Origin of the sequence: Lichenicoccus sp. (assembly GCF_965277665.1) — a bacterium.
Taxonomy (GTDB): Bacteria; Pseudomonadota; Alphaproteobacteria; order Acetobacterales; family Acetobacteraceae; genus Lichenicoccus.
Genome location: NZ_OZ255835.1, coordinates 2,567,303 through 2,579,896, shown reverse-complemented (window position 1 = coordinate 2,579,896; position 12,594 = coordinate 2,567,303). Strand labels below are relative to the sequence as shown.

15 protein-coding genes are annotated in these 12,594 nt (G+C 66.7%); 11 read left to right on the top strand and 4 right to left on the bottom strand.

The annotated features are described in order from the left end of the window. Positions 1-7 precede the first annotated feature (7 nt). The 3 genes from ACQY4O_RS11940 to speE all read left to right on the top strand — a co-directional run bounded on the left by ACQY4O_RS11940 (position 8) and on the right by speE (position 4,501). Complete coding sequence (locus ACQY4O_RS11940) at positions 8-2,890, top strand: hypothetical protein (protein ID WP_428376589.1); 2,883 nt, start codon at positions 8-10, stop codon at positions 2,888-2,890. 135 nt (positions 2,891-3,025) lie between these two features. Beyond that, entirely contained in the window at positions 3,026-3,487 is a 462-nt protein-coding gene (gene speD, locus ACQY4O_RS11935) for an adenosylmethionine decarboxylase (RefSeq protein WP_428376588.1), read from the top strand. Positions 3,488-3,637: 150 nt separating this feature from the next. After that, on the top strand, positions 3,638-4,501 hold the full coding sequence (speE, locus tag ACQY4O_RS11930) for a polyamine aminopropyltransferase (protein ID WP_428378182.1): 864 nt from the start codon (positions 3,638-3,640) through the stop codon (positions 4,499-4,501). 121 nt (positions 4,502-4,622) lie between these two features. Here the strand turns inward: speE and fliP are convergent, their stop codons facing one another. The 3 genes from fliP to ACQY4O_RS11915 all read right to left on the bottom strand — a co-directional run bounded on the left by fliP (position 4,623) and on the right by ACQY4O_RS11915 (position 5,997). After that, a complete protein-coding gene (fliP, locus tag ACQY4O_RS11925; RefSeq protein ID WP_428378181.1) occupies positions 4,623-5,357 on the bottom strand; it encodes a flagellar type III secretion system pore protein FliP in 735 nt (244 codons plus the stop codon). Between the two features lie 62 nt (positions 5,358-5,419). Continuing rightward, entirely contained in the window at positions 5,420-5,704 is a 285-nt protein-coding gene (locus tag ACQY4O_RS11920; protein WP_428376587.1) for a flagellar biosynthetic protein FliO, read from the bottom strand. Beyond that, positions 5,683-5,997 carry a hypothetical protein gene (locus ACQY4O_RS11915; protein ID WP_428376586.1) on the bottom strand — a complete coding sequence of 105 codons (315 nt, stop codon included), beginning with the start codon at positions 5,995-5,997 and terminating at the stop codon, positions 5,683-5,685. Before ACQY4O_RS11915 ends, ACQY4O_RS11920 begins: the two co-directional genes overlap by 22 nt. A gap of 124 nt (positions 5,998-6,121) precedes the next feature. On the opposite strand from ACQY4O_RS11915, the gene ACQY4O_RS11910 reads away from it, so the two are divergent. The 8 genes from ACQY4O_RS11910 to ACQY4O_RS11875 all read left to right on the top strand — a co-directional run bounded on the left by ACQY4O_RS11910 (position 6,122) and on the right by ACQY4O_RS11875 (position 12,317). Beyond that, a complete protein-coding gene (locus tag ACQY4O_RS11910) occupies positions 6,122-6,502 on the top strand; it encodes a flagellar basal body rod protein FlgB (RefSeq protein WP_428376585.1) in 381 nt (126 codons plus the stop codon). An 8-nt stretch (positions 6,503-6,510) separates the two neighbouring features. After that, the gene (gene flgC / locus ACQY4O_RS11905) at positions 6,511-6,918 is read left to right on the top strand and encodes a flagellar basal body rod protein FlgC (protein ID WP_428376584.1); all 408 of its coding nucleotides are present in this window, start codon (positions 6,511-6,513) and stop codon (positions 6,916-6,918) included. After that, positions 6,915-7,253 (top strand): flagellar hook-basal body complex protein FliE, encoded by a 339-nt coding sequence (gene fliE, locus ACQY4O_RS11900; protein ID WP_428376583.1) that lies wholly within the window; start codon positions 6,915-6,917, stop codon positions 7,251-7,253. Before flgC ends, fliE begins: the two co-directional genes overlap by 4 nt. Before the next feature lie 120 nt (positions 7,254-7,373). Next, positions 7,374-7,646: a flagellar biosynthetic protein FliQ gene (locus tag ACQY4O_RS11895; RefSeq protein ID WP_428376582.1), complete on the top strand. Its 273-nt coding sequence runs from the start codon at positions 7,374-7,376 to the stop codon at positions 7,644-7,646. Then, positions 7,633-8,451, top strand: a complete 819-nt coding sequence (locus tag ACQY4O_RS11890; RefSeq protein ID WP_428376581.1) for a flagellar biosynthetic protein FliR — start codon at positions 7,633-7,635, stop codon at positions 8,449-8,451. Before ACQY4O_RS11895 ends, ACQY4O_RS11890 begins: the two co-directional genes overlap by 14 nt. Positions 8,452-8,499: 48 nt before the next feature. Further along, on the top strand, positions 8,500-9,576 hold the full coding sequence (locus ACQY4O_RS11885; protein ID WP_428376580.1) for an EscU/YscU/HrcU family type III secretion system export apparatus switch protein: 1,077 nt from the start codon (positions 8,500-8,502) through the stop codon (positions 9,574-9,576). Positions 9,577-9,896: 320 nt separating this feature from the next. After that, the gene (gene recA / locus ACQY4O_RS11880) at positions 9,897-10,934 is read left to right on the top strand and encodes a recombinase RecA (RefSeq protein WP_428376579.1); all 1,038 of its coding nucleotides are present in this window, start codon (positions 9,897-9,899) and stop codon (positions 10,932-10,934) included. A 165-nt stretch (positions 10,935-11,099) separates the two neighbouring features. Further along, the gene (locus ACQY4O_RS11875; RefSeq protein WP_428376578.1) at positions 11,100-12,317 is read left to right on the top strand and encodes an NADP-dependent isocitrate dehydrogenase; all 1,218 of its coding nucleotides are present in this window, start codon (positions 11,100-11,102) and stop codon (positions 12,315-12,317) included. 23 nt (positions 12,318-12,340) lie between these two features. Here ACQY4O_RS11875 and ACQY4O_RS11870 read toward each other — a convergent pair whose 3' ends face one another. Beyond that, the gene (locus ACQY4O_RS11870; protein ID WP_428376577.1) at positions 12,341-12,532 is read right to left on the bottom strand and encodes a DUF2934 domain-containing protein; all 192 of its coding nucleotides are present in this window, start codon (positions 12,530-12,532) and stop codon (positions 12,341-12,343) included. Positions 12,533-12,594: the final 62 nt, after the last annotated feature.

Sequence of the window (12,594 nt, the reverse complement as noted above, 5' to 3'; positions counted from 1 at the left end):
GCCGTCGATGCCTGTCGTCGGACCCGGCGGCGTTGCAGCCACCATCGGCCTGCTCGCCGTGGGGCTGCTGCTCTGCAATGGCGCTGTCGCGGCGTCGCCGCGACTACCGGTCCGGCTGAGCGACCAGCATGGCAGCAGCCGGATCGTCGTCAGGTTGCCTTCAGCCGATGCCTTCGCGCTGACCCAGGAGGATGGGCATGTCGTTCTGCATGTGATCGGAGTGACGCTGCCGAGACTGCCCCGAGGAACGGCACATGGCGTCAGCCGGGTGGCCATCGCGGGGAGTTTTCTGCGCTTCGATGTCGGCCGGACGAGCCGCGTGCGGACGGTTCATGATGGCCGTGATCTGGTGCTCGAGGTGGAGCCGCAGGACAGTCCGACCGCGCAACCGGCTCCGGCTTGCCCTGATCAGGCCGGGGTGCTGCCGGGTCTTCCGGTGCCGCTGATGGCCGTCATCGAGGGAGACAGCGCCGGATCCGCCCGGTTCAGATCCTCGGTGCCGGACGGCGCGGCGCTGCCGGCACCGATCGCATCGTCGGCCGGCGGTCCGACGCCTCCGGTCGCCCAGCCCGGTTCCATCGGTCCGGTCACGCTGCTCGCCAGCATGGCCGATGCCCCGGAGGGTTCCGCGAAGGGCCGCGGGTTGCTGTTGCCGTTCGAGGAGGGAGTGGGAGCCGCAGCCTTCACCCGTGGCTCCGATACGCTCGTCATATTCGACGCGGCACGGCCGCTGGACCTCTCGGAGGTGCGGCAGGAGCCGCTCGCCGCCAGTGCATCGATCCAGTTGTTGCCCGAGGCAACGATGCTGACACTGCCGGGGCGTAATGCCAGGCAGTTCGCTCTGCAGCGGGTAGCCGCCGGTTGGCTGATCCTGGATGCAGGCGGAGGCCAAAGTCGGACCGCGATCGAACCCGTCCTCGACAATATGAGCCTGCTTCTGCCGGTCGTGGCGCCCGGGCGGACCGTGATCGTCCCTGATCCCGACACCGGCGAGAACCTGCTGGTCGGAACGCTCCGCACCGGTACGGAGGCTTTCGACCGGAGCCGGCACGGCCACGCCTACGTCATCGTGGAAAGCTCGCTCGGCATCGTGATCGACCCGCTTTCCGATCGGATCGAGATGCGGCCGACGCGAAGCGCCTTCCTGCTGTCCGGCCTGGGCCCGCAGGCGCTTGGGCTGCCTGTCGATGGCCAGGACGCGCGGGCGCGAGCAGACGGCAGCGGTGCACGCATTCTCGCCCTGCGTCGCGGGACGCGACAGGCATTGTATCGTCGTTCGAAGGAGGCCGTCGCAGCCGCAGCCGCAGCTCCGGCCGGCAGCCGGTTCGATGAACGCATGATGGCAGCCCAGGCCGCTCTGGCGCTGGGTGACGGCACACAGGCGTCCACGCTAGCCAAGGTCGCTGTTGCCGATGATGCGCGGCAGACCTGCCTCCGGCTGACGCGGATCGTGCGCCTGGCGGCGGCCGTGCTCGAGCGCAAGGCGGCCGGCAGCGCGCCGGAGCCGGCGAGCGATCAGGATACCTGCCCCAACGACCCGGGCTACATCGACAGCCCGGAGGTTGCCCTCTGGCACGGCATTGGACTGGCACGGCAAGATCCCGGGCGTCCTGACGCCGCCCGGTTGATTGCGTCCAACCTGGGGTTGCTGCAACGCTACCCTGAGCCGCTGGCGGCCATTCTCCTGCCGATCGCCGCGGAAGCGCTGGTGGAAGGCGGCACGGATGCGCAGGCGGGGCTGATCGACGCCATGCCTCCCGGTCCGAAGCTGACCTTTGCAAGGGCGCTGCTGGCCGCGCGACGCGGCCATGCGCAGCCCGCGCGTTCGGCTCTCGATGCGCTGCGGTCGGATGCCGACATCCGCATCGCAGACCTGGCGGCAGAGCAGAGTGTCGCCATGCGGCTCCGTTCCGGGGATCTCACGCCGCGAGCTGCCGCGGACAGTCTCGACAAGCATCTCCTGGACGCGCGTATCGCGGGACATGAGCTGTCCGCGCGCTACCGGCTGAGTGAGCTCAGGATCCAGGCTGGCCAGTTGCCCGAAGCGCTGTCGCTGCTGCGCGAGACCTCGCTGCTGTTTCCCACGCAGCAGGATGCGACCAGGGCCCGTGCGGGCGACGTACTCAAGCGCCTCGCCGCGTCGCCGGCGGACGGCAGTGCCGCCGACACGTTCAACGAAGCGGCGCTGATCGAGGCGAACATGGACCTGGTGCCGCGCGGAGGCGACGGCGAGCGACTGTCACGGTATCTGGTCGACCGGCTGAGTGCCCTGGACCTGCCTGAGCGGGCGGCGCCGATCGTGGGCAAGCTGATGGCGGTCGCCCAATCTGGCCTCGAGAAGGCGACCCTCGGCGCCCGGCTGGCTGGCCTAGAGCTGCAACAGAACGACCCGCAAGCCGCGCAGCAGGCTCTGCATGACTCCGATGCGACCGACCTGCCGCCGGCGTTGCTCGAGCAGCGCCGGATGCTGCGCGCGCGCGGTCTCACCGCCCAGGGCCACGCCGTCGAGGCGCTGGCGACGATCAAGGACCTGACCTCGTCGGCGGCTCTCGATCTGAAGGCAAATCTGCTCATGGCGCGTGCGAGCTGGTCGGACGCGGCGGAGGCGTTGTCCACCCTCGTGGATCGTTCGGTGCCGGCCACGGGCCCGTTGGATCGCTCGCAGCAGGACCTGCTGCTGCGTCTCGCATCGGCTGCGTCCCGCGCCGGCGACGCCAAGCGGCAGGCCCAGGTGCACGATGCGGTGCAGGGGCGGATAGCCGACGGCGACAAGGCCGCCCTGTTCCAGCTGCTGACCACCGGCGCGACGGCCACCGGGGCTGCGGCGGAGAAGGCCGATGTGGCTGCCCTGCGCCAGGTGGCCGCCGGGGTGAGGTCGCTCGGGCAGTAGGGGCGACCCGGGTCAAAGCGCACGGAAAGCCCAGAAAGGGCTTGCGTCGAAGGTCCTGAGGACCTATTCCCCGCCGCTCTTGGCCCAAGGGGGCGGTTTCGCCCAACAGGCCGTCTGCTGGTTCAGGGGTACGTGATGAACGCACTTGCTCAACTGGGGATGGTCTCGGATTCTCCGAGCAATAACCAGGTTTCGACTGCTCCCTCGGGTGAGGCAGCGGATTGCAAGGATTATTTCGTCGAAAAGGACGGGATGAGGTTCGCCGGCATGCATCTGCTGGTCGATCTTTGGGATGCCAGGAACCTGGGCGATCCGGCGGTGATCGACCGGACCTTGTGCGAGGCCGCGGTGACGGCGGGTGCGACGATCCTGCACAGTCACTTCCATCACTTCGCGCCGAATGGCGGCGTCTCGGGCGTGGTTGTCCTGGCCGAGAGCCATATCTCGATCCACACCTGGCCCGAACGCGGATTTGCCGCTGTGGATATCTTCATGTGCGGCGAGTGCGATCCGCATCTTGCCATCCCTGTGCTGCAGCGGACCTTCCAGGCCGAGCGCATCGATCTCGACGAGCAGAGGCGCGGCCGCGTCCTCTAGAAGTGCTCAAGCCGCTGCGACGAGATTTGAGGCCGGGTCAATCCCGGCCTTTTTCTTGCAACAATCTTTCTTGCAACAGCATGTCGCAACCGCGGACAGGACAGGCGGAGCATGGCGGGACGGTCATGCTCCAGTGGGGACGCTGCCATGTTGGATGAAGTCTGGATCAACGAGACGCTCTATGTCGCCTGGGGCCAGCGCTTCCGGATCAGGCGCGAGCTTGCCCGCGTGAAAAGCGACTTCCAGGACATCGTTGTCTTCGAAAGCGAAACGCATGGGCGCGTACTGGTGCTAGACGGCGTGATCCAGATCACCGAAGCCGACGAGTTCGTCTACCAGGAGATGCTGACCCACGTTCCGCTGCTGGCCCATGCCGGACCGCGGAATGTGCTGATCATCGGAGCCGGTGACGGCGGTGTCCTGCGCCGGGTCTTGCTGCATCGGACCGTGCAGCGGGCGGTGATGGTCGAAATCGACGGCGAGGTGGTGAGGCTGTCGAAGGAGTTTCTTCCGGGGATTGCCGGGACGGCCTGGGACGATCCGCGCGCCGAGGTGATCATCGGCGACGGGGTCGACTATGTGGTTCGCGCGCCGGCTGCAAGTTTCGACGTCATCATCGTCGACAGCACGGACCCGGTCGGCGTCGGCGAGGTGCTGTTCACCGACGAGTTCTACCGCCACTGTGCCCGTGTCCTGACGACGGACGGCATCATCGTCAACCAGTGCGGCGTGCCGTTCATGCAGTCCGATGAGCTCCGTGAAACGAGCCGCCGGAGGGCCCGTTTCTTTCCGTATGTGTCAGCCTATGTCGTAGCTGTGCCGACCTACGTGGGTGGCTTCATGACACTGGGCGTCGCCTGCAACGCAGAGGGGCTGACGGCAGATGTGGAACGCATCCGGCAGCGCGCAAAGCAGGCCGGCATCCTCGGGACGACGCGATACTGGTCTCCCGAACTACAGGCCGCCGCCTTCGCGCTGCCGCCCTATATCGCGGAGTGCCTGCCCAGGCGCTAAACGCCGCGGGGCTTACAGCCGGCAGCACTCGTCCCGTTCGGGCGCGCGCTCGGCATGGTCGTCTGCGGTCACATCATCGCGGCCGTCCTGATCGGCAGCCCGGGGTTCTGGGACAAGTCTGTCAGCCGGTGTTGAAGCTCTGCACCAGGCTACCGGCGATCATGTGCCAGCCATCGATCAGCACGAAGAAGATCAGCTTGAACGGCAGCGAGATCGCACTGGGCGGCAGCATCATCATGCCGAGGCTCATCAGGACGCTCGAGACCACGATGTCGATCACCAGGAACGGCATGTAGAGCAGGAAGCCCATCTCGAAGCCGCGCCGCAACTCGCCGATCATGAAGGCCGGCACCAGGGCCCGCCAGGGCGTATCGCCCGCAGTGGCCGGGGGCGCCAGCTTGGCGATATCGAGGAACAGGGTCAGGTCCGGCGGCCGGACGTTGAGCAGCATGAAGTGGCGGAACGGCTCGGCGGCGGCGCGGGCGCCATCGAGTTCGCTGAGCTGTCCGGCCAGCATCGGGGCCACGCCGTTGGTCCAGGCATGCTCGAAGGTCGGCTGCATGACGAAGAAGGTCAGGAACAGCGCCAGGCCAATGATCACCGGATTGGGTGGCGTGCCCTGCGCACCGAGCGCGCCCCGCAGCAGGGACAGCACGATGACGATGCGGGTGAAGGCGGTCACCATCACCAGCAGGCTCGGCGCCAGCGACAGGAGCGTGATGACGGCGGTGAGCTGGAACAGCCGGCCGGTGGCCCCCGCCGCGCCGGACTGGCCGAGATCGATGCTGACCGACTGGGCGGCTGCCGACACCGGCGGCAGGACCACCAGGGCCGCCAGGAACAGGGCCGCCAGGATCGGGGCGGCCAGAAACCGGGCCGTTCCGGATCTCGTGCCGCAGCGGCGGATCGCGCGCCGGGTCACGGCGGCGAACCGCGGCCCGGCCTCTCCTCGGCCGGCAGCCAGCCGAGCATGACGTCGGTCGTGCCGCCGGTCAGCAGCAGCAGCCGGCGTCCGTCGCAATCGATGAGACTGAGCCTGCGCCGCGCATCGATCGGCAGCGAGGCCCGCAGCGACAGCAGGGTCTGCTGCTGCCCGTGCTTGTGCAACAGTCCGGTGAACCGGGTGCCGTAGCGCGCCAGCAGGATCATGATGATGACCGCGGCAAGCCCGGCGCCGATGGTCAGGAGGTCATGGACGGACATCGACCGGCGGCCTCCCGTGCCTGCAGCAGGGCCGTCAATGTGTCGATCTCGGTCCGCAACGCCAGCAGGCAAAAACGCAGCGCAGGGTGTTCGTGCGAGGCCAGCGATGCCGCGCGATCGCAGACCTCCGCCACCTGGATTTCGAGCCCGGTCAGGCAGATCTGTCGTCCGGCCATCAGCAGGGCGCGGCTGACCTGCAATGTCGACGCAACTCGCTTCGCCAGCGCCTCGACGTCGTGCTGCGTCGTGCCGGCGTCGCTGATTGCGCGGCCAGGCGGGTGGTTGGAACTCATGCAGACAGGCTGCCACATCGATGCAAACATTGCGAGGACGAACCGTTACCGGGATTCTCCGCGTCGTTAACACTTTCTAAGCGGTTCTCTGCAAAGTTGTCGCGTGAGCGAAAGGTGGTGTGGCATGCAGACCGGCTCGAGCGATCTGTTCTCGCTGGCAGAGCGCAAGCTCGACTGGCTGGAGGATCGACAGCGCGTCCTGGCACGCAATGTCGCCAATGCCAACACGCCCAACTTCCAGCCGAGCGACGAGCGTCCGTTCGCGGCCGCGCTGTCGTCCTTCATGGTGACGCCGGTGCAGACCGATGCAATGCATCTGCCGGGGACCGTTGGCGACAGCGGTACCATCAAGGTGGCCGGCCATGAGCGGTCGCCGGACGGCAACCGGGTGTCGGTCGAGGAGGAGATGACCAAGGTTGCGGAGACCGACAACCAGCAGCGGCTGGTGACCAACATCTACAGCAAGTACATGGCGATGTTCTCGACGGCACTCGGCAAGGGCTGATCCGGCGCATGGACATCTCGAAAGCGCTCGACATCTCCTCGGCCGGCATGGAGGCGCAGACCAGCCGGTTGCGGGTGATCGCGGAGAACCTGGCAAACCAGGACACCACCGGGTCCAGGCCCGGCGCGGATCCGTACCGTCGCAAGACGGTGACGTTTGCCGAGGCGCTGGATCCCGTGGCGGGTGTCGCGATGGTGACGGTCAAGCAGATCGGCAAGGACATGAGCGACTTCACGATGAAATACGACCCGTCGCACCCGGCGGCGAATGCGGAAGGCTATGTCAAGATGCCGAACGTGAACAGCTTCGTCGAATTGATGGATATGCGCGAGGCCGAGCGTTCCTATAGTGCCAACCTCAACGTCATGCAGGTCACGCGCTCGATGCTGACGCGCACGATCGACATGCTCAAATGAGCGGAGATCCCTTCTCGGTCAGCGCTTCGAGTGCCGTCAGCGCCTATGCGCGGGTCCAGGGCGGCGTCTCGCCGGCCGGCATCGACGGCCTGGACGACGCGACATCGGCGTCCGACCTGTCCGGCTTCGGGGCCACGCTTGAGCAAGCGATGCATGCGGTGGTGGAGACCGGTCACCAGGCGGATCTCAAATCCGCGCAGGGTATCGCCGGCGAGGCCAGCGTCACCGACGTGGTGACGGCGGTGTCGCGCGCGCAGCTTGCGCTGCAATCGACGGTGGCGATCCGCGACCGCGTGGTGCAGGCCTACCAGGACGTCATGAAGATGCAGATCTAGAGCAGCATCCGTCAGTTGGAATCGCGTCGCGATCCCAACTGACGGGTAAAGCTGCTCTATCAAATGACAAGCTGAGCATGATCGATCGGATCATGCTCTAGCCGGGCCCGGAGCGGAACGATGCAGGAAGGCGATGTCGCGATGGTGCTGCGCGACCTGTTCGTCGTGGTGCTGAAGCTTGCTGCTCCCGGCCTGCTGACCGCAATGGGCGTCGGGCTGGTGATCTCGTTGATCCAGGCGGTCACCCAGATCAACGAGAGCACGCTGGCGTTCGTGCCGAAGGTGCTGGCGCTGGGTGCCGCTCTCATGCTCGCCGGGCCGTTCATGTATGCGACGCTGACCGACTACACGCACATCCTGCTCGATCGGCTGATCGCCGTTGGCGGCCAGTGACGGGCCACGGGCGGCGTCGCCGGCGACATCATCGGCCGTGACGTCGCTGCTGGCGGCGCTGCCGGGCCTCGCCTTCGGCTTCATGCTCGTGCTGTGCCGGGTCAGCGCCGCCGTGATGGTGTTGCCCGGCATCGGCGAGAGCGAGATCCCCATGGTTGTACGCGCCGGGCTCGCCGTGGGTCTTGCGGTGCTGATCTTTCCCGGGGTTCAGGGGCTGCTGCCCGCTGCTCAGGACCTGATGCCGCACCAGGTCGCGTTGATCGCCTCGGAACTCGGCTGCGGATTGCTGATCGGGTGGCTGGCGCGGCTGATGGCGCTGTCGTTGCCGATTGCAGGGCAGATCATCTCGACCATGATCGGGTTGTCCAGCGTGCTGCAGCCTGACCCGGACCTCGGATCGCAGACCAGTGCGATCAGCCGGCTGCTGGCGATCGTGGCGCCGGTGCTGGTGCTGTCCTCGGGCCTGTATGCGATGCCGCTGGGCGCCCTGGCCGGAAGCTACCGTTTGCTGCCGCCCGGCATGCTGCTGTCGTCCGGCGACGTCGTGCAGAGTGTCGCGTTGGCGACCGAGAACAGTTTCGCGCTGGCGCTGCGCCTGGCGTCGCCGCTGGTGCTGGTCGGGCTGCTCTGGCAGCTGATGCTGGGTGTGCTGGCGCGCCTGCTGCCGACGCTGCAGGTCCATAACCTCTCTTTGCCGGGGCAGGTGCTGGGCGGTCTGCTGCTGTTCGGGCTGCTGCTGGGACCGATCCTGCAGACCTGGCTGCAGGCGCTGCAGGCCGGCTTCGCCAGCCTGCCGGGGCGGTAGTGCACGATCCGATCGATCATGCCGCGCCTGTCGTCCTGAGGTGACGCGATGGCCGACAAGGACGACAGGACGGAAGCCCCGTCCGCCAAGCGTCTTGCCAAGGCGCGCGAGGACGGCCAGGTCGCCATCTCCAGGGAGCTGCAGTCGCTCTCCGGCATCGGGGTTGCCGTACTGGCCCTGATGATGACGCTGCCCGACCGGGCCGCGCGGTTCGTGGTGCAGATGCACGGCTTCATGGCGAACGTCGCCGGGACCGACCTGTCCGGCAACGGGACCGCCCTGGTCTGGCAGGACGCGATGCGTGCCAGCGCGGCGCTCGCCGCGCCCGCGGTGCTGGCCGCGGCGGCCGGCGGCCTGACGGTGACGGTCCTGCAGACCGGCCTGCTGCTGCGCCCGACCGCGATGATGCCGCAATTCAGCCGGGTCAGCCCGATGCGCGGGCTGTCGAGGATCTTCGGTGGCGAGACCGCGGTGGAGGCCGCCAAGGCGGTCGCAAAGCTGGTCGCGTTCGCGTTCGCCCTGCGCCACGTGCTGGTCGGCCTGATGCCGGTGCTGTGGCGCGCGCCGGGTTGGGACGCGGCGACGCTGGCGGCCCGGGCCCTGCGGCTGAGCCTGGATGCGACCTTGATGCTGCTGGCGGTGCAGGCGGGGATCGCCCTGCTGGATGTGGCCTGGGTGCGCTACCACCACATGACCAAGCTGCGCATGAGCAAGCAGGAGCTGCGCGACGAGCATCGCGAGAGCGAGGGCGACCAGCTGGTCAAGGGGCGCATCCGGCAGATGCGGCGCCAGCGTGCCAGCCGGCGCATGATGGACCAGGTGCCCAAGGCCACCGTGGTGGTGACGAACCCGACGCACTTTGCTGTCGCGCTGGTCTATGAGAGCGGCGGCAACGCCGCCCCGAGACTGGTGGCCAAGGGCTCGGGCGAGATCGCGGCCAGGATCCGTGCCGTGGCGCAGGACAACAAGGTGCCGCTGGTGTCCAATCCGCCGCTGGCGCGCGCGCTCTATGTCCTGCCGCTCGATGCCGAGATCCCGCGCGAGCACTTCCAGGCGGTCGCAGGGATCATCGCCTATGTCTGGCGCCTGCGCCGGCCGCCGCCCGGGCCGCCAGCGGTCCGGTGAGCTTCGCCCGGCGAATCCTCCGGTTTGGCCACCTCAAAAAACCCTTGCGTGAACCCGTTTTGTTCTAGTAGAACAAAAGAGAACAAACTCTTGATAAATGGTTAATATCCCCAAGCTGTCCTCATATCCTTCTGCCGTGCCCGGGTGCCGTGCCCTGGATGCCGCGGCAGGCACGGTCGCTTCCGCGTCGATCCGTTAACCGCTGGTTATCAGTTTAAGCGATAGCGTCCCGAGTCGCGGCGTTGCGGCGTGGCAGCGGCCTGTGACACCCTCCTGGACATCATCTGGCCCCTCGGCATACGGGCCCTGAGGAAACAAGCATGGACAAGTCGAAGGCGCTCGAGGGAGCGCTCACCCAGATCGAACGGGCCTTCGGGAAGGGCTCGGTCATGCGCCTGGGGCAGCGTGGCAGCGAGATTGCCGACGTCATCTCCAGCGGGTCGCTCGGGCTGGATATCGCGCTTGGCATCGGCGGACTGCCGCGCGGCCGGATCGTCGAGATCTACGGTCCCGAAAGTTCCGGCAAGACGACCATGGCGCTGCATGCGATCGCCGAGGCGCAGAAGCGTGGCGGCACCTGCGCGTTCATCGATGCCGAGCATGCGCTCGATCCCGGCTATGCCCGCAAGCTGGGGGTCGATGTCGACAACCTGCTGATCAGCCAGCCGGACGCCGGCGAGCAGGCACTCGAGATCGCCGACACGCTGGTGCGCTCCGGTGCGATCGACGTGCTGGTCATCGACAGCGTGGCGGCCCTCGTGCCGCGTGCCGAACTCGAGGGCGACATGGGCGACAGCCATGTCGGCCTGCATGCCCGCCTGATGAGCCAGGCGCTGCGCAAGCTCACCGGCACCGTCTCGCGCTCGAACACCATGATGATTTTCCTCAACCAGATCCGGTTGAAGATCGGCGTCATGTTCGGCAGCCCGGAGACGACCACCGGCGGCAACGCGCTGAAGTTCTATGCCTCGATCCGCCTCGACATCCGCCGCATCGGCCAGATCAAGGAGCGCGACGAGGTCGTGGGCAACCAGACCCGCATCAAGGTGGTCAAGAACAAGATGGCGCCACCGTTCAAGCAGGTGGAATTCGATATCATGTATGGCGAAGGGGTCAGCAAGATGGGCGAGTTGATCGATCTCGGCGTCAAGGCCAACATCGTCGAGAAGTCCGGCGCCTGGTTCAGCTACGACAGCCAGCGCATCGGTCAGGGGCGCGAGAACTCCAAGCAGTTCCTGCGCGAGCATCCCGAGATGGCCGAGGCCATCGAGCGCAAGGTGCGCGAGCAGGCCGGCGTGGTCGCGAATGCCATGCTCGTAGCACCCGACGACCAGGATGCTGCCGACGCCGCCGACTAGCAGGCAAGCACGGGCCAGGGCAATACCCGACGCTGTGGCAAGGCCCCGGCCTTGAATGTCTGCCGTCGGCTCCACTGAGGCTTGCCGGGTCGGGTTCGGGATGCGAAGGAGACACCGGTCTGATCCTGGCGCTGCGCCGGATCGCCTTTCGACAGGACCCAGAGCATGGCCAAGATCAAGGTGAAGGAACCCGTCGTCGAGCTCGATGGCGACGAGATGACCCGCATCATCTGGAGCTTCATCAAGCAGAAGCTGATCCTGCCCTATCTGGATATCGACCTGAAATACTACGATCTCGGCATCGAGCATCGCGACGCCACCGACGACCAGGTGACCGTCGACAGCGCCCACGCAATCAAGACCTACGGTGTCGGCGTGAAGTGCGCGACGATCACGCCGGACGAGGCACGCGTCACCGAGTTCAAGCTCAAGAAGATGTGGCGCTCGCCGAACGGCACCATTCGCAACATCCTCGACGGCACCATCTTCCGCGAGCCGATCATCTGCTCGAACGTGCCGCGCCTGGTGCCGCACTGGACGCAGCCGATCGTCATCGGACGCCACGCCTATGGCGACATCTACCGTGCTGCCGAGACCAAGATCCCCGGTCCCGGACGCGTCACCCTGACCTACACCCCGGCGGACGGGAGTGCGCCGCTCGAGCTCGAGGTGCATGATTTCAAGGGTCCGGGCGTGGCGCTCGGCATCCACAACACCAAGCATTCGATCACCGGCTTTGCGCGCGCGAGCCTCACCTATGGCCGCGACCGCAAGCTGCCGGTGTATCTCTCCACCAAGAACACCATCCTCAAGGCCTATGACGGCATGTTCAAGGACGTGTTCCAGGAGGTGTACGAGACCGAGTTCAAGGCTGATTTCGACGCCCTCGGCCTGACCTACGAGCACCGGCTGATCGACGACATGGTGGCCGCCGCGCTGAAATGGTCGGGCGGTTATGTCTGGGCCTGCAAGAACTATGACGGCGACGTCGAGAGCGACATCGTGGCGCAGGGTTTCGGCAGCCTGGGGCTGATGACCTCGGTGCTGCTCGCCCCTGACGGCAACACAGTCGAATCGGAGGCGGCGCACGGCACCGTGACGCGGCATTTCCGCGAGTATCAGAAGGGGCGCCCGACCAGCACCAACCCGATCGCCTCGATCTTCGCCTGGACCCGGGGGCTCGTCTATCGCGGCCGGTTCGACAACACGCCCGACGTCACCAACTTCGCCGAGACCCTGGAGCAGGTCTGCGTCGAGACCGTCGAGCAGGGCTATATGACCAAGGACCTGGCGCTGCTGGTCGGGCCCGAGGCCAAGTGGCTCAACACCGAGGACTTCCTCGCCAAGATCGACGCGAACATGCAGGCGAGCTCCAGAGCATGATCCGGTCTAGGCGGAACTGAAGATCAGGCGCTCGGCTGGCGATCATCCGGCCGGGTGCTCCCCGTTCCGCTCTTCTCCCGCTCCTCCTCCTGGATCTGCCGCAGCGCCTCGTTCCAGTAGGCCTGGTTGCGGCCGTGCGGCCGTCCGTCCTTTTCCCACAACACGTACGCCCGCACCCTGACACGTTCGTCATTGCGTTTCGGTTCGTCATTCATGGTTCACAAATCCTGGACCGGATGCGCGCAAAACGGCCCGGGCGGCGTCCCGTTTCGCCTTG

Coding starts and splice junctions, on each gene's coding strand:
- ACQY4O_RS11940 (WP_428376589.1), top strand. CDS start 8: ATGCCTGTCGTCGGACCCGGCGGCGTTGCAGCCACCATCGGCCTGCTC.
- speD (WP_428376588.1), top strand. CDS start 3,026: ATGAACGCACTTGCTCAACTGGGGATGGTCTCGGATTCTCCGAGCAAT.
- ACQY4O_RS11920 (WP_428376587.1), bottom strand. CDS start 5,704: ATGTCCGTCCATGACCTCCTGACCATCGGCGCCGGGCTTGCCGCGGTC.
- ACQY4O_RS11915 (WP_428376586.1), bottom strand. CDS start 5,997: ATGAGTTCCAACCACCCGCCTGGCCGCGCAATCAGCGACGCCGGCACG.
- ACQY4O_RS11910 (WP_428376585.1), top strand. CDS start 6,122: ATGCAGACCGGCTCGAGCGATCTGTTCTCGCTGGCAGAGCGCAAGCTC.
- flgC (WP_428376584.1), top strand. CDS start 6,511: ATGGACATCTCGAAAGCGCTCGACATCTCCTCGGCCGGCATGGAGGCG.
- fliE (WP_428376583.1), top strand. CDS start 6,915: ATGAGCGGAGATCCCTTCTCGGTCAGCGCTTCGAGTGCCGTCAGCGCC.
- ACQY4O_RS11895 (WP_428376582.1), top strand. CDS start 7,374: ATGCAGGAAGGCGATGTCGCGATGGTGCTGCGCGACCTGTTCGTCGTG.
- ACQY4O_RS11885 (WP_428376580.1), top strand. CDS start 8,500: ATGGCCGACAAGGACGACAGGACGGAAGCCCCGTCCGCCAAGCGTCTT.
- recA (WP_428376579.1), top strand. CDS start 9,897: ATGGACAAGTCGAAGGCGCTCGAGGGAGCGCTCACCCAGATCGAACGG.
- ACQY4O_RS11875 (WP_428376578.1), top strand. CDS start 11,100: ATGGCCAAGATCAAGGTGAAGGAACCCGTCGTCGAGCTCGATGGCGAC.
- ACQY4O_RS11870 (WP_428376577.1), bottom strand. CDS start 12,532: ATGAATGACGAACCGAAACGCAATGACGAACGTGTCAGGGTGCGGGCG.